The organism is Pseudomonas lini (genome assembly GCF_964063345.1).
GTDB lineage: Bacteria > Pseudomonadota > Gammaproteobacteria > Pseudomonadales > Pseudomonadaceae > Aquipseudomonas > Aquipseudomonas lini_B.
In genome coordinates, this window is the sequence record NZ_OZ061318.1 from 2,913,514 (window position 1) to 2,929,561 (window position 16,048).

Here is a 16,048-nt window from a genome sequence, read left to right on the forward strand (position 1 = left end):
TCTGAATCCATTGGAGATTCCTGTGGGAGCGGGCTTGCCCGCGATGGCAGCACCACCAGTTTCAAATCAGGCAGACATAGAAAAACCCCGAAGGGCTCACACCCTCCGGGGTTGTAGTTGGCGCACGCCCTTACAACTTGGCGATCGACACCTCGGTGGATTTTACAAACGCGATCACTTCACTGCCGACCACCAGTTCCAGCTCTTTCACCGAACGGGTGGTAATCACCGAAGTGACGATGCCGGAGGCGGTCTGCACGTCGATTTCCGACAGCACGTCACCCAGCACGATTTCCTTGATCGAGCCTTTGAACTGGTTGCGAACGTTGATGGCTTTGATAGTCATGATGTTGATTCCTGTCGTTGGATGAATCTTTAAGTTATTGAGCCCAGCGCAATTGCGTAGGCAGTGGTGAAACAGGTTCCGGTTCCGGCGGCTGGCCAGGCAGGGACAGCACGCGGTTGAGCACTTCGGTTTCCAGCGCCGCCAGCCGATGGGAGCCACGGACCCGAGGGCGCGGCAGTTCCACATGCAGGTCGAGGCCGACTTCGCCCTCTTCAATCAGGATCACCCGATCGGCAATCGCCACCGCTTCGCTGACGTCGTGGGTCACCAGCAACACGGTGAAGCCATGCTGTTGCCAGAGCCGTTCGATCAGTTGCTGCATTTCGATTCGGGTCAGAGCATCCAATGCGCCCAGGGGTTCATCGAGCAACAGCAAGCGCGGTTGATGAATCAATGCGCGAGCCAGGGCCACACGCTGCTTTTGCCCGCCGGACAAGGCTGCCGGCCACTCGTTGGCGCGATCCGCCAGGCCGACCGCTTCCAGTGCTTCCAGTGCTTGCGGTCGCCAGTTGCCTTTAAGCCCGAGACCGACGTTGTCGATGATCTTTTTCCACGGCAGCAGACGTGCTTCCTGGAACATCAGCCGAGTGTCTTCCCGCGCATCACTGAGTGGCGCGGAGCCTGCAAGCAGCTCACCTCCCGTGGGCTTGTCGAGACCGGCGAGCAAGCGCAGCAAGGTGCTTTTACCGCAGCCGCTACGCCCGACCACCGCCACAAACTGCCCGGCCGGAATGTGCAGATCGATTTCACGCAGCACTTGCCGTGAACCAAAGGTTTTTTGCAGCTTGCGCACGGCCAGCGGAATACCGCGCAGCAGGCGTGGAGGTTGTTGAGCCGTCATGCAGCACCTCCCTTGGCAACCTGATAAGCCGGATGCCAGCGCAGCCACACACGTTCAAGCCCACGCGCAGCAAGATCAGCCAGCTTGCCGAGCACCGCGTACAAAAGAATCGCCAGCACCACAACGTCGGTCTGCAAAAACTCCCGGGCATTCATCGCCAGGTAGCCGATGCCCGAGCTCGCGGAAATGGTTTCCGCCACGATCAATGTCAGCCACATAAAGCCCAACGCGAAACGCACACCGACCAGAATCGAAGGCAATGCACCCGGCAGGATCACTTGGCGAAACAGGCTGAAACCGGACAAGCCATAACTGCGCGCCATCTCCACCAGCGCCGGATCGACGTTGCGGATACCGTGATACGTGTTGAGGTAGATCGGGAACAACGTGCCCAACGCCACCAGAAAAATCTTCGCCGACTCGTCGATGCCGAACCACAGGATCACCAGTGGAATCAGCGCCAGATGCGGTACGTTGCGGATCATCTGCACCGAACTGTCGAGCAGGCGCTCGCCCCATTTTGACAAGCCGGTGATGAAGCCCAAGGTCAGACCAATGCCGCCGCCAATGGCGAAACCGAGCGCCGCGCGCCAACCGCTGATGGCCAAGTGGGTCCAGATTTCACCGCTGCTGACCAGGCTCACACCGGCCTCGATCACCGCGATCGGCGCCGGCAGAATCCGCGTCGACAACCACCCCGCCGACACCGACAACTGCCATACCGCCAGCAATAAGACCGGCAACGCCCAGGGCGCGAGGTTGTGGATGATTTTTTTCATGGTGAATTACTGCGCTTTGGCTACGGCCGCCGGTGGCGTCCAGATCACGTCTTTGATGCTCAATGGTTTTGGAATCAACTTGAGCTGGTAGAAGCTGTCGGCGATTTTTTGCTGGGCCGCGACCACGTCAGGGGTAAGGAACAGTGCGCCGTAGCCCTGGCGTTTCATCGAGGTCAGGGTGATGTCCGCTGGCAGGCCGAGCAGTGGCGAAACTTGCTTGGTCACGTCCTCCGGATTGGCCTTGGACCATTCGCCAACCGCGCGCACTTCTTCCACCAGCGCCTTGATCACTTCAGGATTTTTCTGCGCGTAGGGTTTGGTCGCCAGGTAGAACTGGTGGTTGTCGACGAGGCCTTGGCCATCACGCAGAGTGCGTGCTTGCAGTTGCTGTTCAGCGGCAGCCTGGTACGGATCCCAGATCACCCAGGCATCGACACTGCCACGCTCGAACGCGGCACGGGCATCGGCTGGCGGCAGGAACACGGTCTGGATGTCGGTGTATTTGAGGCCGGCATCTTCCAGCGCACGTACCAACAGGTAGTGCACATTGGAGCCTTTGTTGAGCACGACTTTTTTGCCCTTGAGGTCCTGCACCGATTGGATCGGCGAGTCCTTCGGCACCAGGATCGCTTCGCTGTGGGGCGCTGATGGTTCGTAGGCGACATAGAGCAGATCGGCGCCGGCTGCTTGAGCGAACACCGGTGGAGTTTCGCCGGTGACGCCAAAGTCGATGGAGCCGACGTTCAGGCCTTCGAGCAGTTGCGGGCCACCGGGGAATTCAGTCCATTGCACGTCCACGCCTTGGCCGGCGAGGCGTTTTTCGAGCGTGCCTTTGGCTTTGAGCAGCACCAAAGTGCCGTACTTCTGATAACCGATTCTTAGTGTCTCAGCCTGAGCTTGAGCAATAACGCCGAAGGACACAGCCGCAGCAAACAGAGCGACCAGACCACGACGCAAAATGACAGTGCGCATAGCGCTCTCCTTTTTGCAGTTGGGTTTTGGCTGCACCTGCTTGCCCGTTAGCGGGCCAGTAAGGTGAAGTACTTCAAATTCAGGTGTGGCTTAAGTGCAGGTTTAAATGCTCCAGCGAGCACTCAGCAAACGTTCATTCAACAGATTAGGATCGAGCGGCCTGGGCCGACGAGCCATGGCGCTGAAAAACTGCTCCAGCGCTTCAAACAATCGTTGCGCAAGCTCCGGCGCCAACTGTGCCTGGGCGCTGCCTTCGCCGTAGGCGATCTGGCTGTCCACGGCGAAAATCCCCTGCAGCATTTCCTGGGCTTTCAACGCCGACAGCACCGGTTTGAGCGCGTAATCCACCGCCAGCATGTGGGCGATGCTGCCGCCAGTAGCCATCGGTAAAACCACCTTGTGGCTCAGGGCGCGTTCGGGCAGCAGATCGAGCAGGGTTTTCAGCGCGCCGGAGAACGACGCTTTGTAAACCGGCGTGGCGATCAGCAAGCCATCGGCGTTTTCAATCTGTTGCAACAGGTCGATCACCTTCGGGCTGTCGAAGCGGGCATGCAGCAAATCTTCGGCCGGGAAGTCCCGTACCTGGTAACTCACCACTTCCACCCCTTGCTCTTGCAACCAGCGTCGCGAGCGCTCCAGCAAAACTCCGGAACGGGAGCGTGGGCTGGGACTGCCACCGAGTGAGACGACCAGCATTCAGACAATTCCTTTAGCGGTGTTGGCGATTCGCGGCTTGCGATCTCGCGTCGATGGAATGACCTTAACAGCTGACTCATATATCCATAAATCATATTTATTCATTTGTTTATACCCAAAATGAATATGAGAACTGTCTTTTTCCAGGCAAAAAAACAGGCCGTCGAAACGGCCCGAAATCCCCTGCTTTGTGGATGACACGAAATTTTCACTGGCCGGTCTACCGCCTTCGTGGGCAAGCCCGCTCTCACAGGATTTTAGATCTGCCACACATCTCTGACCCTCCCCAGTCCACTGTGGGAGCGGGCTTGCCCGCGATAGCGATTTCAGCCACATCGCAAAATTCGGATGATCACCTGTTCGGTTGCGGTGTCAGGCGCAGGTACGGCTTCACTGCGCGATATCCCTTGGGAAAACGTCGTTTGATTTCGTCTTCGTCCTTGAGCGACGGCACGATCACCACTTCATCACCATCCTGCCAGTTGGCCGGGGTCGCCACCTTGTAGTTGTCGGTGAGCTGCAGCGAATCGATCACCCGCAAAATTTCATTGAAGTTACGGCCAGTACTCGCCGGGTAAGTAATGGTCAGCCGGATCTTTTTGTTCGGATCGATTACAAACAGCGAACGCACAGTCAGGGTGTCGTTGGCATTCGGATGGATCAGGTCGTACAGGTCGGACACTTTACGGTCCGCATCGGCGAGGATCGGGAAGTTGACGATGGCGTTCTGGGTTTCGTTGATGTCCTCTATCCACTTGTGATGCGAGTCCACCGGGTCTACCGACAGAGCAATGGCTTTGATGCCGCGCTGGGCGAATTCATCCTTGAGCCTGGCGGTGAAGCCCAGCTCGGTGGTGCACACCGGCGTGAAGTCCGCCGGATGGGAAAACAGCACGCCCCAGCTATCGCCCAGCCATTCGTGGAAACGGAGGGTGCCGGCGCTGGAATCCTGTTCGAAATCGGGGGCGATATCGCCAAGTCTGAGGCTCATGGTGCTGATCCTTGTGAGTGCTTGTTGAGCCCAACTGTGCCTGCGTTCGGTATTAATTAAAAAGAATAAATATCGATTTATTTAGATCCAAAATGAATATTAAAAATCTGTTCACTGGACCTGAATAGCCATCGAGACGAACATCGGTCACAAGGTTCGAGAAGGCCTTGAGTTGCTGCAAAAGAGGGGAATTTCAAGGAGGGTTTACGGGGGTGAGCCCACCTTGAAAACGCAAAAGCCCCGCCCGGCGTGATGCCGGGCGGGGCTTTTTTACGTCGGTTACGCGAGCGTTGTTACAACAGCGGGATCGAGTAGCTGACGATCAGGCGGTTTTCGTCCTGGTCGCGCTGACCTGGGACGTCGTTGCGCCACATAGCGTTTTTCCAGGTGAAGCCCAGGTTTTTCAACGGACCTTCTGGCACTACGTAAGCCAGGGTCAGGTCGCGTTCCCACTCGGAACGGCCGGAACCGTTCTCGCGACCATTGGTACCCACGGTATCAATGTTGTCGCCACGCAGGTAAACGATGCCGGCAGTAGCGCCTGGCAGACCCAACTTGGCGAAGTCATACGAGTAGCGAGCTTGCCAGGTACGTTCGCCAGCGCGGGCGAACTTGGCGATCTGACTGTCGGTAGTCAGGTAAGCCGACGAGCCGTCACCCTGGTTCAACCAAGGGAAGTCGCTGCTGCCGTTGCTGACCTGATAACCGCCGCCGAAGGTGTGACCGGCAACGGAGTACAGGAACAGGCCGCTGTACAGGTTGTTGTCGACTTTACCGCGACCGGAACGGAAGCCTTCATCGTTACCGGAGCTGAAATAAGCCGAGTCGTGGCCGTTGGCACCATCATCAGAGCTGTTGAAGTAACGCAAGTCAGACTTCAACACACCAGGGCCGATCGACCAGTTGTGAACCAGGCCCAGGAAGTGTTGCTTGTAGAAGTCTTCCAGGTTGCCGTAGTAGTACTGGGCAGTCAGGTCTTTGGTGATTTTGTAGTCACCGCCGCCGTAGATGAACTTGTTGCTGTCACGACCGGCAGCAGTGTGAGCGTTCGCACCAGCAATCGACAACTCTTCGTTGTTGCTGGAGTTACGGCCCTTGGCGTGCTCGATCTGACCACCGACCAATGTCAGGTCTTTGATCTCGTTCGAAGTGATCTGACCGCCCTGGAAGGTTTGCGGCAGCAGACGACCGTCGTTGGTCACGATCACCGGCAGTTTTGGCTGCAGGGTGCCCAGCTTCAGTTCGGTCTGGGAGATCTTGGCTTTGGCAGTCAGGCCCAGGCTGGAGAAGTTATCAACTGCTTCGCCGTTGGATTTGCTTGGGAAAACAGTGCCGCCGTAAGAAGTCGAAGTGGCGCCGTTGGTGCCGCCGCCCGAGTCCAGACGCACGCCCAGCAGGCCGATGGCATCGATACCGAAGCCGACAGTGCCTTGGGTGTAGCCGGAAGTGAAGCGCAGGTCGAAACCTTGACCCCATTCTTCGTTTTTGTTCTGAACGCCAGCAGCCGTGCTCGCAGCGGAATCACGGTTATCCGTGTTGATGTAGAAGTTACGCAGCCCCAATGTAGCCTTGCTGTCTTCGATAAAACCGGCGGCGCTTGCCTGCTGCGCCAAAACCCCTACGGCCACAGCCAGGGCCAAGGTGGACTTATTCATGTTTCGCTCCTCTCGTTCTAATTTTTGTGTTCTTTGGTCTCGGGTCTAACGCCCAGATCCACAGATGCGCGATTAGCGCCAGACCGTGACTAACAAGTCAATCGTAACCATGTGTGTCTACGACCAAGGTCTAACCGCAGTGATTTGCTCCCTGCAGGGTAATGATTTTCTCATAAACCCAAAAAGAATTATTTCGTTCTTTTTAATACCCTTTAGGAATATGGCTCACCGATTGAGATCCGAACCGGGACCCAAGGTATCGGCTCATAAGCTAATTCCTAAATGGTATTTGTTAGCATTTTTTTAGATCGATTAGCTTTGACGTATTCCCCAAACGTCAATCACTTTCGAAAAGGCGACGCCATCATGGCCAAACGCGCACTATCTAGTCAATTTGTTACAGTTTGTGTATCGCTTATATTTTCTTTTTCCGCCCAGGCGACCACTCTCACCGTCGGTTATCAAACCGGTATCGATCCCAGCAAAGTTCCTCAGGCCGATGGCGTTTACGAGAAAACCATCGGCCAGAAAATCGATTGGCGTCGCTTCAACAGTGGCCCGGAAGTGGTCACCGCCATTGCATCCGGCGATGTGCAAATTGGCAATCTCGGCTCAAGCCCGTTGGCGGCAGCCGCTTCGCGCAATCTGCCGATTGTCGCGTTCATTGTTTCGGCTCAGATCAACGCTGCCGAAGCACTTGTGGTGCGCAATGGCAGCGGCATCGATAAACCGGAAGATCTGATCGGAAAAACCATTGCCACGCCCTTCGTTTCAACCTCCCACTACAGCCTGCTCGGCGCGCTGAAGCATTGGGGCCTGGACGCCTCGAAAGTCAAAGTGGTGAACCTGCAACCGGCGGAGATCGCCGCAGCCTGGAAGCGTGGCGACATCGATGGCGCGTTTGTCTGGTCGCCGGCGCTGGGGGAGATCCGCAAGACCGGCAAGACGTTGACCGACGCGGCGCAGGTCGGCCAATGGGGCGCGCCGACCTTCGAGGTGTGGGTCGCTCGCAAGGATTACGCCGAGAAGCATCCTGAAGTCGTGGCCCGATTTGCCAAGGTCACCCTGGATTCATTCGCCGACTATGCCGCCCATAAAGACAGCTGGACCGCTGATTCGGTACCGGTGCAGAAAATCGCCAAATTGACCGGTGCCAATGCCGCCGATGTGCCGGAGCTGCTGGCCGGTTCCGCATTCCCGGATGCCAAGGCACAACAGACCACCGCGCTGCTCGATGGCGGCACAGCCAAGGCGATTGGCGAGACGGCTAAGTTCTTGAAGGAGCAAGGGAAGGTCGAGACGGTACTGCCGGATTATTCGCCGTACGTCAGCGCGAAATTCGTCACTGAATAACACGCAAAACCTGTGGCGAGGGAGCTTGCTCCCGCTGGAGGCCGGAGGACTCCCAAACCCGACAACGCGGTGAATCAGTCATAACGCGTTTACTGGTTTTGGGGCCGCTTCGCAGCCCAGCGGGAGCAAGCTCCCTCGCCACAAAAGCCAACACGGACAGCCACCCAGTCAGAGGGTTTTTTCGAAGATCTTCGAATTTCGCTGGTAGTTGTAAAGCGACGCCCGCGCCGACGGCAGGCGTTCGACGCTGCTCGGCACGAAGCCCCGCTCACGAAACCAGTGGGCCGTCCGGGTGGTCAGCACGAACAAGGTTTTCAGCCCCTGAGCCCGAGCGCGGGTTTCGATGCGCTCCAGCAGTTCATCGCCGCGACCGCCATGGCGGTACTCCGGGTTCACCGCCAGACACGCCAACTCCCCGGCATCCGAATCGGCGATCTGATACAGCGCCGCACAGGCGATGATCATGCCTTCGCGTTCGACCACGCTGAACTGCTCGATCTCACGCTCCAGCACCTCGCGGGAACGCCGTACCAGAATGCCCTGCTCTTCCAGCGGGCTGATCAAGTCGAGCAAACCGCCGACGTCCTCGATGGCCGCCTCGCGCACAACTTCGAATTGCTCCTGCGCCACCAGCGTACCGCCACCGTCACGGGTGAACAGTTCGGTCAGCAGCGCGCCATCTTCGGCGTAACTGACGATGTGACTGCGCGCCACCCCGCCCCGGCACGCTTCAGCGGCCGCGTCCAGCAGTTCGGCCTGATAGTTGCTGCCCAGGCGTTGCAGATGCGCCGGCACTTGCTGCGGGCGCAATTCGCGAACCAGACGACCATTTTCATCGATCAAGCCCAAATCGGCGCCGAACAGCAGCAGCTTGTCCGCACCCAGATCGATAGCGGCGCGAGTAGCGACATCTTCGCAAGCGAGGTTGAAGATCTCACCGGTCGGCGAGTAACCCAATGGCGACAACAGCACGATGGAGCGCTCGTCCAGCAGGCGATTGATGCCCTTGCGATCAACCCGACGCACTTCGCCGGTGTGGTGATAGTCGACACCTTCAAGTACGCCGATCGGCCGTGCAGTGACCAGATTGCCGCTGGCCACCCGCAGGCGCGAACCCTGCATCGGCGACGAGGCCATGTCCATGGACAGCCGCGCTTCGATGGCGATGCGCAGCTGGCCGACCGCATCGATCACGCACTCAAGCGTCGCCGCATCGGTGATGCGCATGCCATGGTGGTAATGCGGGGTCAGGCCACGAGCAGCGAGGCGGGTTTCAATTTGCGGACGCGAACCGTGAACCAGCACCAGTCGTACGCCCAGGCTGTGCAACAGCACCAAGTCGTGGACGATGTTGCCGAAGTTCGGGTGCTCCACGCCGTCGCCGGGCAGCATGACGACGAAGGTGCAATCGCGGTGGGCGTTGATGTAAGGCGAAGCGTGACGAAGCCAATTGACGTATTCGGGCATGAACCTGGGCCTGTAATAAATAGCAGCCGAAAAAAGGGTAAAGCAGTAAACGCACAGCGGGCTGATGGTTATCGTCGGAACAGGCTTGGCGACACGCGCGCTCTCCTCATGAATACGGGTTTGGGTACCGGCAATTTATACGGCTTGTCAGGCAAAGCACAAACCCTGTGGGAGCGAGCCTGCTCGCGAAGACGCCGTGACAGTCGACATCAATGCCGCCTGTTCAATCGCATTCGCGAGCAGACTCGCTCCCACATTGATTTTTGCACTTAACGCACTGGCATCGCCGTTTTGGCCGGTGTCAGGCAGTAATGTTCAATCAGTTGTCGTAATAGATGCACGGTAGGCTGCAAACGTGACATTTCGAGGTATTCCCCCGGCTGGTGTGCGCAGGCGATATCACCCGGCCCCAATACCAGCGTTTCACAACCAAGACGCTGAAGATAAGGCGCTTCCGTGCCGAACGCCACTGCTTCGGCGCGATGGCCGGTGAGCTTTTCAGCGATCCTCACCAATTCGCAGTCCTCGGCCTGCTCGAACGGCGGCACTTCGGGGAACAGCGGCGCGTAATCGATCTTAACCATATGCCGTTCGGCAATTGGATTGAGTTTCTGCAAAATCGCCGCGCGCAGGGCTTTGGGGTCCATGCCTGGCAACGGACGCAAGTCGAACTCCAGCGAGCACTGGCCGCAGATGCGGTTGGGGTTATCGCCGCCGTGAATGCAGCCGAAATTCATCGTCGGTTGTGGCACGCTGAACTGCAAGTTACGAAATTCGCGCTGCCACGCCAAGCGCAAGCCGCGCAGTTCGCCGATGGCATCGTGCATGGCCTCGAGGGCACTGTGGCCCAGGCGCGGGTCCGAAGAATGGCCGCTCTGGCCGAGGATGTCGATGCGCTCCATCATCACGCCTTTGTGCATCCGCACCGGCTTCAGCCCGGTCGGCTCGCCGATCACCGCTGCGCGACCTAATGGTCGCCCAGCTTCGGCCAGAGCGCGAGCGCCGGACATCGAGCTTTCTTCATCGCAGGTGGCGAGGATCAGCAAGGGTTGCTTGAACGGTTGGTCGAGCAAAGGTTTGACGGCTTCGATGGCCAGGGCGAAAAAACCCTTCATGTCGCAACTGCCCAAGCCGACCCAGCGACCATCCACTTGCGTCAGCTTCAGCGGGTCGGTCTGCCACAACGCCTCGTCGTACGGCACCGTATCGCTGTGACCGGCCAGCACCAGGCCGCCGGGGCCGGAACCAAAACTGGCCAGCAGATTGAATTTGCCGGGGCTGACCTGCTGGATATCGCAGGCAAAACCCAAGTCCCCGAGCCATGTCGCCAACAAGTCGATGACCGGCCGATTGGTTTGATCCAGGCTGGGTTGGGTACAGCTGACAGACGGCGCGGCGATCAGCGCAGCGAACTGATCTTTCATGGACGGCAAAGGCATCGCTGACTCCCAACACTCCCGAATTGAAGTCCATCATAGAACCATCCGGCGACAGGAATAAACCGTTGCGACGCGTAGGAGGGGGGAGTCCTGTACACTGCACGACCTTGGCAGCCACACATTCCCCCGGCTGCGCTCCCGATCCTGGATTTTCCGGCCATGCAGAAAGAAACCGAAATCAAACTCCGCGTCAGCCGCGAAACCCTCGCCGCCCTGCGCGAGCACCCGTTACTGAAAAAACGCAACAAAAGTGGCTGGGAACGCCGTGAGTTGATGAACCAGTACTTCGACACGCCTGAGCGCGACCTGGCCCGCGCCAAGGTTGCCCTGCGCCTGCGCCGCGATGGCGAAGAAGTGATTCAGACCCTCAAGACCCGTGGCCAGAGCGTCGCCGGTCTGTCCGAGCGTCACGAGTACGACTGGTCCCTGCCCAAAGCCAAGCTCGACGTGAAGAAACTCGACGGTGAATGCTGGCCCGAAGAGCTGGCCGAGCTGGACAAGAAAACCCTGAAAGCCATCTTCACCACCGATTTTGTTCGCGAACGCGCGGAAATCGCTTGGGGCCGTGGCAAGACCAAAGTGGTCATCGAAGCCGCGCTGGACCTGGGCCACGTGGTGGTCGGCAAGCAGAAAGAAGAAATCTGCGAGCTGGAGCTGGAGCTACGCGAAGGCGAACCGGCCGCGTTGCTGGAACTGGCCGCCGAACTGGCTGCGACCCTGGCGCTGATGCCATGTGACATCAGCAAGGCCGAACGCGGTTATCGCTTGTTCGACGCCAACAGCTACTCGCTGAGCTTGCCGGCGCCGCAGATCACCGCCGAAATGCCGCTGGACGATGCGTTCGCCTCCCTGAGCTGGCATTTGCTGAGCAGCAGCCAGCGTCTGGCCGAGCAATATCGCTTCAATGGCCACTGGCGCCTGTTGCAGGACTGGGTCGAGAACCTCGCTGAAATGCGCGCGCTGATCAGCAGCCTCGGTCAGGCCGCACCGCGTCAGTCGACTCACGATCTGCGGGTCGCGCTGGATGCCCTGCTGGAAGACTGGCGCCCGCTGGTACAAGCCGGCCTGGACGACGAAGACGTGCGCAAAGCCGCGCCGGAGCAATTCCTCGAAGAGCTGGAAGACGTGCGTTGGGGCCTGTTCTCCCTGAACACGTCGCGCTGGTTGCTGGCCCGCACCTGGGCCGCCGATCGCAACACCCGTGGCAATCGCCAGGGTGCGGCACAACTGGGCAGCTGGCTGCCGCGCATGCTGGGTGAAGAAGCCAACTCGCTGCAATTGCAGCGTTACCAGCAACAGCCGGAAGACTTGGCCGAGCAGCTGCCGCGTATCGAGCGCATCCAAGCCTGGCTGCACCATGCCCGTGGCGTGTTGGAGATCCCGGAAATGGATCGCCTGTACGGTGAGCTGAACAAACTGACGCAACTGGCCAACGAGCCGATCACCGATGAGTTGCTGGATGCGCGTAAGCACCAAGCGATTGCGGTGTATCAGAATCGTGCCTGGAAGATGCTCCTGCGTATGTAAGACCGCCATCGCGGGCAAGCCCGCTCCCACAGGGATCAATGCTGGAACGCGCATCGTGTTTCAACACAAAATACTGTGGGAGCGGGCTTGCCCGCGATGAGGCCTTCACATCCACCGCAAAAACTTCAGACCGGCAAACTCGTCGTGGATTTGATCTCCGACAACGCCACGATCGAGTTGACCTCCTGAATCCCCGGCACCATCGACAGCTTCTCGAAGAAGAAGCGCTCATAAGCCTCAATGTCCGCCGTAACGATCCGCAGCAAGAAATCCACCGACCCCATCAGTACATAACACTCCAGCACTTCGGGAAAACCGCGAATCGCCTCGGTGAACTCAGTGAAGTTCGAGCGTCCGTGGGCGTTAAGTTTGATCTCGGCGAAGATCTGCGTGTTAAGGCCGATTTTCTTGCGGTCAAGCAACGTCACCTGACCGCGAATGATCCCCTCTTCCTTCATCCGCTGAATCCGCCGCCAGCACGGCGACTGCGAGAGCCCTACCTGTTCGGCAATCTGTGCACTGGAAAGCGAAGCGTCCTCTTGCAGCAACGCGAGAATCTTGCGGTCGTAGCCATCCAGCTCGCTGTGCATAGAAAAACCTATAGTGGGTACTTAATCGAATTGATCGATTCGATAAATGGTCAATAAGCCCAATCATAGATAAGAAATGCCCCGCACCGAATGTAAAAATTCCTCCAGTGATTTTGGAGACCGGACCATGCCGCATTTAGAAGCCGTGAACACCCCGCCCGCCCGCGCCGATGTCTGGAACGTCAGCAATGCCCACTGCCGCGTTCACTATCAATTACTGGCCGAGGCCGAGCCGGATCTGCTGTGCCGGGCGCTCAATCTGTTCGCCTTGCAGTTTCTGACGCCGCAGCAGGTCAACGTGCAGCGCATGGACGATTTGCTGTCGATTGACATCGTCATGGACGGCCTGAGCTGGCACCGTGCTCAAGTGATCGCGGAAAAATTACGTAACCTGATCAGCGTCTGCTCGGTGAACCTGCAAGCGACTGATTCTGCGTGGGGAGAGCCAGCTCAGGCAGCTGGTTAAAAAAACCCTGAAAAAACCCGACACGACTTGGTCCGGTAGTGGCCCAACGGTTTACGGGTGCGCGACTATCCTTTGCGAACGGTTGTTCATAAGGAGCCCGCATGTCCGTTCAACTCGCCACTCAGGACCGCTGGCTGGACCTCAATGATTTGCTGCGTGAATTGGTCGCCCAAGGCTTTATCAGTCAGGATTCGGCCGAACACGCACTCAACGCCCGCCGCCGTCACGCCATAAATGGTCAGCAGCACCCGCTGGAATTCATTGCCAGCCAACACCTGGACGACCTCAGCCGTCCCGGCAAACACCTCGACCTGGAAAGCCTGACGCTCTGGCTGTCTCAGCAGGCCGGTCAGCCTTACTTGCGCATCGACCCGCTGAAAATCAATGTCGCGGCCATTACGCCGTTGATGTCCTATGCCTTCGCCCAACGCCACAAGATTCTGGCGGTGTCCATTGACCGCGACGCCGTCACCGTAGCCAGCGCCCAGCCCTTCGTCAGCAGCTGGGAAGCCGACCTGACCCACGTGCTGAAACTGCCGATCAAGCGCGTGGTGGCCAACCCGGTGGACATCCAGCGCTTCAGCGTGGAGTTTTTCCGCCTGGCCAAATCGGTCACCGGCGCCACCAACGCTGATCAGCAAACAAGCACCCTGGGCAACTTCGAACAGTTGCTCAACCTCGGCGCCAGCGACCAGGAGCCGGACGCCAACGATGCACACATCGTCAATATCGTCGATTGGCTGTTCCAGTACGCGTTCCAGCAACGGGCCAGCGATATCCACATCGAACCCCGGCGCGAGCAAGGCACGGTACGTTTTCGCATCGACGGCGTGCTGCACAACGTCTATCAATTCCCGCCGCAGGTGACCATGGCCATCGTCAGCCGCCTGAAAAGCCTGGGGCGGATGAATGTCGCGGAAAAGCGCAAACCCCAGGACGGCCGGGTCAAAACCAAGACCCCGGATGGCGGCGAAGTCGAGCTGCGGCTGTCGACACTACCGACTGCGTTCGGCGAAAAAATGGTCATGCGGATCTTCGACCCGGAAGTGCTGCTCAAGGACTTCGATCAGCTGGGTTTTTCCGCCGATGACCTGCGTCGCTGGCAAGACATGACCCGCCAGCCCAATGGCATCATTCTGGTGACCGGGCCGACCGGTTCAGGCAAGACCACCACGCTGTACACCACCTTGAAGAAACTGGCGACGCCGGAGGTCAACCTCTGCACCATTGAAGACCCGATCGAAATGGTCGAGCCGGCGTTCAATCAGATGCAGGTCCAGCACAACATCGACCTGACCTTTGCCGCCGGTGTGCGCGCACTGATGCGGCAAGACCCGGACATCATCATGATCGGCGAGATCCGCGACCTCGAAACCGCCGAAATGGCGATTCAGGCCGCACTCACCGGTCACTTGGTGTTGTCGACGTTGCACACCAACGACGCCCCGAGCGCCATCAGCCGCCTGCTGGAGCTCGGCGTGCCGCATTACCTGATCAAGGCCACGGTGCTAGGGGTTATGGCTCAGCGTCTGGTCCGGACCCTTTGCCCGCATTGCAAGGCGCCATTAACTTTGGGCGAGGACGACTGGCATACCCTGACCCGACCTTGGCAAGCGCCACTGCCAAGTAACGCACAACGCGCTATCGGTTGCCTGGAATGCCGCGAAACCGGCTATCGCGGCCGCGCCGGGGTGTACGAAATCATGCAGCTGACTGACGGCATTAAAGCGCTGATCAATCCCGACACCGATTTGCTGGCGGTCCGCCGTCAGGCCTTCAAGGAAGGCATGCGCAGCTTGCGGCTGTCGGGGGCGCAGAAAGTGGCGGCGGGTTTGACCACCATCGAAGAGGTGTTGCGAGTGACGCCGCAAAGTGAGCAGAAGTAGGCAATAGTCCCGGTAGCACGCGTTCAGACATCTAAAGCCTCACGTCGAACACAACGTTGCAGGCCTTTTGCCCTACACTCTGGCCATCGCAACTCCACCAGATGGACAGGGATCGTTATGGGTATTGCACTGAGTCTTTTCGTCGCGCTGACCGTGGCCATTCTTTTCATGGGTTTCAAGGTGGTGCCCCAGGGCTTTGAATGGACGGTCGAACGTTTCGGCCGTTACACCAACACCCTCAAACCAGGCTTGAACATCATCATTCCGGTGATGGACCGCATCGGCCGCAAGATCAACGTGATGGAAAGCGTGCTGGACATCCCGCCCCAGGAAGTCATCACCGCCGACAACGCCACCGTGCAAATCGACGCCGTGTGCTTCTTCCAGGTGGTCAACACCGCCCAGGCCGCCTACGAGGTGAACAACCTCGAACACGCGATCCGCAATCTGCTGCAAACCAATATCCGTACCGTGCTTGGCTCCATGGAGCTGGACGCGATGCTCAGCCAGCGCGACAACATCAACGAAAAACTGCTGCGCACCGTTGATGAGGCTACCGCACCGTGGGGCATCAAGATCACCCGGATCGAAATCAAGGACATCAGCCCTCCCGCCGACCTGATGGCCGCCATGTCCGGCCAGATGAAAGCCGAGCGGATCAAACGCGCACAGATTCTTGAAGCCGAAGGTTTGCGCGCCTCGGCGATCCTCACCGCAGAAGGCAAGAAGCAGGCGCAAATCCTGGAAGCCGAGGGTAGCCGTCAGGCGGCGTTCCTCGAAGCTGAGGCCCGGGAGCGTCAGGCCGAGGCCGAAGCCCAAGCCACCAAAGTCGTGTCCGAAGCCATCGCCGGCGGTAACGTGCAGGCGGTCAATTACTTCGTTGCGCAGAAGTACATCGATGCCTTAGGCAAACTGGCCTCGGCCAACAACAGCAAAGTGATCCTGATGCCGCTCGAGGCCAGTTCGATGATCGGCGCAGTCGGCGGCATTGGCGAAATCGTCAAGGCCACGTTCGACGGCAAGAAAGGCTGAGGTCGGTG

Annotated in this window: 16 protein-coding genes; 5 read left to right on the plus strand and 11 right to left on the minus strand. The window is 58.7% G+C overall.

The genetic code is table 11. The features are described 5' to 3' along the window. Positions 1-130: 130 nt before the first annotated feature. The 8 genes from AB3226_RS13215 to AB3226_RS13250 form a co-directional block, all read right to left on the minus strand. Complete coding sequence (locus AB3226_RS13215; RefSeq protein ID WP_003229256.1) at positions 131-346, minus strand: molybdopterin-binding protein; 216 nt, start codon at positions 344-346, stop codon at positions 131-133. Between the two features lie 34 nt (positions 347-380). Further along, positions 381-1,187 carry an aliphatic sulfonates ABC transporter ATP-binding protein gene (gene ssuB / locus AB3226_RS13220; RefSeq protein ID WP_367373368.1) on the minus strand — a complete coding sequence of 269 codons (807 nt, stop codon included), beginning with the start codon at positions 1,185-1,187 and terminating at the stop codon, positions 381-383. Next, a complete protein-coding gene (ssuC, locus tag AB3226_RS13225) occupies positions 1,184-1,966 on the minus strand; it encodes an aliphatic sulfonate ABC transporter permease SsuC (protein WP_367373369.1) in 783 nt (260 codons plus the stop codon). Before ssuC ends, ssuB begins: the two co-directional genes overlap by 4 nt. 6 nt (positions 1,967-1,972) lie before the next feature. Continuing rightward, positions 1,973-2,938: a sulfonate ABC transporter substrate-binding protein gene (locus AB3226_RS13230; protein ID WP_367373370.1), complete on the minus strand. Its 966-nt coding sequence runs from the start codon at positions 2,936-2,938 to the stop codon at positions 1,973-1,975. 102 nt (positions 2,939-3,040) lie between these two features. After that, positions 3,041-3,634, minus strand: a complete 594-nt coding sequence (gene ssuE, locus AB3226_RS13235) for an NADPH-dependent FMN reductase (RefSeq protein ID WP_123360975.1) — start codon at positions 3,632-3,634, stop codon at positions 3,041-3,043. Then, complete coding sequence (locus AB3226_RS13240; protein WP_367373371.1) at positions 3,635-3,904, minus strand: hypothetical protein; 270 nt, start codon at positions 3,902-3,904, stop codon at positions 3,635-3,637. A gap of 82 nt (positions 3,905-3,986) precedes the next feature. Continuing rightward, positions 3,987-4,625: a peroxiredoxin gene (locus tag AB3226_RS13245; protein WP_367373372.1), complete on the minus strand. Its 639-nt coding sequence runs from the start codon at positions 4,623-4,625 to the stop codon at positions 3,987-3,989. Between the two features lie 293 nt (positions 4,626-4,918). Beyond that, positions 4,919-6,280 carry an OprD family porin gene (locus tag AB3226_RS13250; protein ID WP_367373373.1) on the minus strand — a complete coding sequence of 454 codons (1,362 nt, stop codon included), beginning with the start codon at positions 6,278-6,280 and terminating at the stop codon, positions 4,919-4,921. Positions 6,281-6,643: 363 nt separating this feature from the next. Here AB3226_RS13250 and tauA point away from each other — a divergent pair, with 363 nt between their 5' ends. Continuing rightward, positions 6,644-7,633, plus strand: coding sequence for a taurine ABC transporter substrate-binding protein (gene tauA, locus AB3226_RS13255; protein ID WP_367375793.1), 990 nt, complete (start codon positions 6,644-6,646; stop codon positions 7,631-7,633). A gap of 168 nt (positions 7,634-7,801) precedes the next feature. On the opposite strand, the gene argA is transcribed toward tauA, so the two are convergent. Both argA and argE read right to left on the minus strand, forming a co-directional pair. Further along, positions 7,802-9,100: an amino-acid N-acetyltransferase gene (gene argA / locus AB3226_RS13260; protein WP_008026003.1), complete on the minus strand. Its 1,299-nt coding sequence runs from the start codon at positions 9,098-9,100 to the stop codon at positions 7,802-7,804. A gap of 269 nt (positions 9,101-9,369) precedes the next feature. Beyond that, positions 9,370-10,539 carry an acetylornithine deacetylase gene (gene argE / locus AB3226_RS13265; protein WP_367373374.1) on the minus strand — a complete coding sequence of 390 codons (1,170 nt, stop codon included), beginning with the start codon at positions 10,537-10,539 and terminating at the stop codon, positions 9,370-9,372. A 159-nt stretch (positions 10,540-10,698) separates the two neighbouring features. Between argE and AB3226_RS13270 the strand changes: the two genes are divergently transcribed. After that, complete coding sequence (locus AB3226_RS13270; protein WP_367373375.1) at positions 10,699-12,066, plus strand: inorganic triphosphatase; 1,368 nt, start codon at positions 10,699-10,701, stop codon at positions 12,064-12,066. A 125-nt stretch (positions 12,067-12,191) separates the two neighbouring features. Here the strand turns inward: AB3226_RS13270 and AB3226_RS13275 are convergent, their stop codons facing one another. Next, entirely contained in the window at positions 12,192-12,656 is a 465-nt protein-coding gene (locus AB3226_RS13275) for an Lrp/AsnC family transcriptional regulator (RefSeq protein ID WP_046045137.1), read from the minus strand. A gap of 127 nt (positions 12,657-12,783) precedes the next feature. Here AB3226_RS13275 and AB3226_RS13280 point away from each other — a divergent pair, with 127 nt between their 5' ends. The 3 genes from AB3226_RS13280 to AB3226_RS13290 all read left to right on the plus strand — a co-directional run bounded on the left by AB3226_RS13280 (position 12,784) and on the right by AB3226_RS13290 (position 16,040). Further along, a complete protein-coding gene (locus tag AB3226_RS13280; protein WP_367373376.1) occupies positions 12,784-13,122 on the plus strand; it encodes a hypothetical protein in 339 nt (112 codons plus the stop codon). A 101-nt stretch (positions 13,123-13,223) separates the two neighbouring features. Further along, on the plus strand, positions 13,224-15,008 hold the full coding sequence (locus AB3226_RS13285; protein WP_367373377.1) for a GspE/PulE family protein: 1,785 nt from the start codon (positions 13,224-13,226) through the stop codon (positions 15,006-15,008). Positions 15,009-15,119: 111 nt separating this feature from the next. Continuing rightward, entirely contained in the window at positions 15,120-16,040 is a 921-nt protein-coding gene (locus AB3226_RS13290; RefSeq protein WP_367375794.1) for an SPFH domain-containing protein, read from the plus strand. The last annotated feature ends 8 nt before the right edge of the window (positions 16,041-16,048 follow it).

Excerpts from the sequence above, each read along its gene's own strand:
- AB3226_RS13275 (WP_046045137.1), bottom strand. The coding sequence starts at position 12,656 with ATGCACAGCGAGCTGGATGGCTACGACCGCAAGATTCTCGCGTTGCTG.
- AB3226_RS13215 (WP_003229256.1), bottom strand. The coding sequence starts at position 346 with ATGACTATCAAAGCCATCAACGTTCGCAACCAGTTCAAAGGCTCGATC.
- ssuE (WP_123360975.1), bottom strand. The coding sequence starts at position 3,634 with ATGCTGGTCGTCTCACTCGGTGGCAGTCCCAGCCCACGCTCCCGTTCC.
- AB3226_RS13230 (WP_367373370.1), bottom strand. The coding sequence starts at position 2,938 with ATGCGCACTGTCATTTTGCGTCGTGGTCTGGTCGCTCTGTTTGCTGCG.
- argA (WP_008026003.1), bottom strand. The coding sequence starts at position 9,100 with ATGCCCGAATACGTCAATTGGCTTCGTCACGCTTCGCCTTACATCAAC.
- AB3226_RS13270 (WP_367373375.1), top strand. The coding sequence starts at position 10,699 with ATGCAGAAAGAAACCGAAATCAAACTCCGCGTCAGCCGCGAAACCCTC.
- AB3226_RS13280 (WP_367373376.1), top strand. The coding sequence starts at position 12,784 with ATGCCGCATTTAGAAGCCGTGAACACCCCGCCCGCCCGCGCCGATGTC.
- AB3226_RS13250 (WP_367373373.1), bottom strand. The coding sequence starts at position 6,280 with ATGAATAAGTCCACCTTGGCCCTGGCTGTGGCCGTAGGGGTTTTGGCG.
- AB3226_RS13245 (WP_367373372.1), bottom strand. The coding sequence starts at position 4,625 with ATGAGCCTCAGACTTGGCGATATCGCCCCCGATTTCGAACAGGATTCC.
- argE (WP_367373374.1), bottom strand. The coding sequence starts at position 10,539 with ATGCCTTTGCCGTCCATGAAAGATCAGTTCGCTGCGCTGATCGCCGCG.
- ssuB (WP_367373368.1), bottom strand. The coding sequence starts at position 1,187 with ATGACGGCTCAACAACCTCCACGCCTGCTGCGCGGTATTCCGCTGGCC.
- ssuC (WP_367373369.1), bottom strand. The coding sequence starts at position 1,966 with ATGAAAAAAATCATCCACAACCTCGCGCCCTGGGCGTTGCCGGTCTTA.
- AB3226_RS13285 (WP_367373377.1), top strand. The coding sequence starts at position 13,224 with ATGTCCGTTCAACTCGCCACTCAGGACCGCTGGCTGGACCTCAATGAT.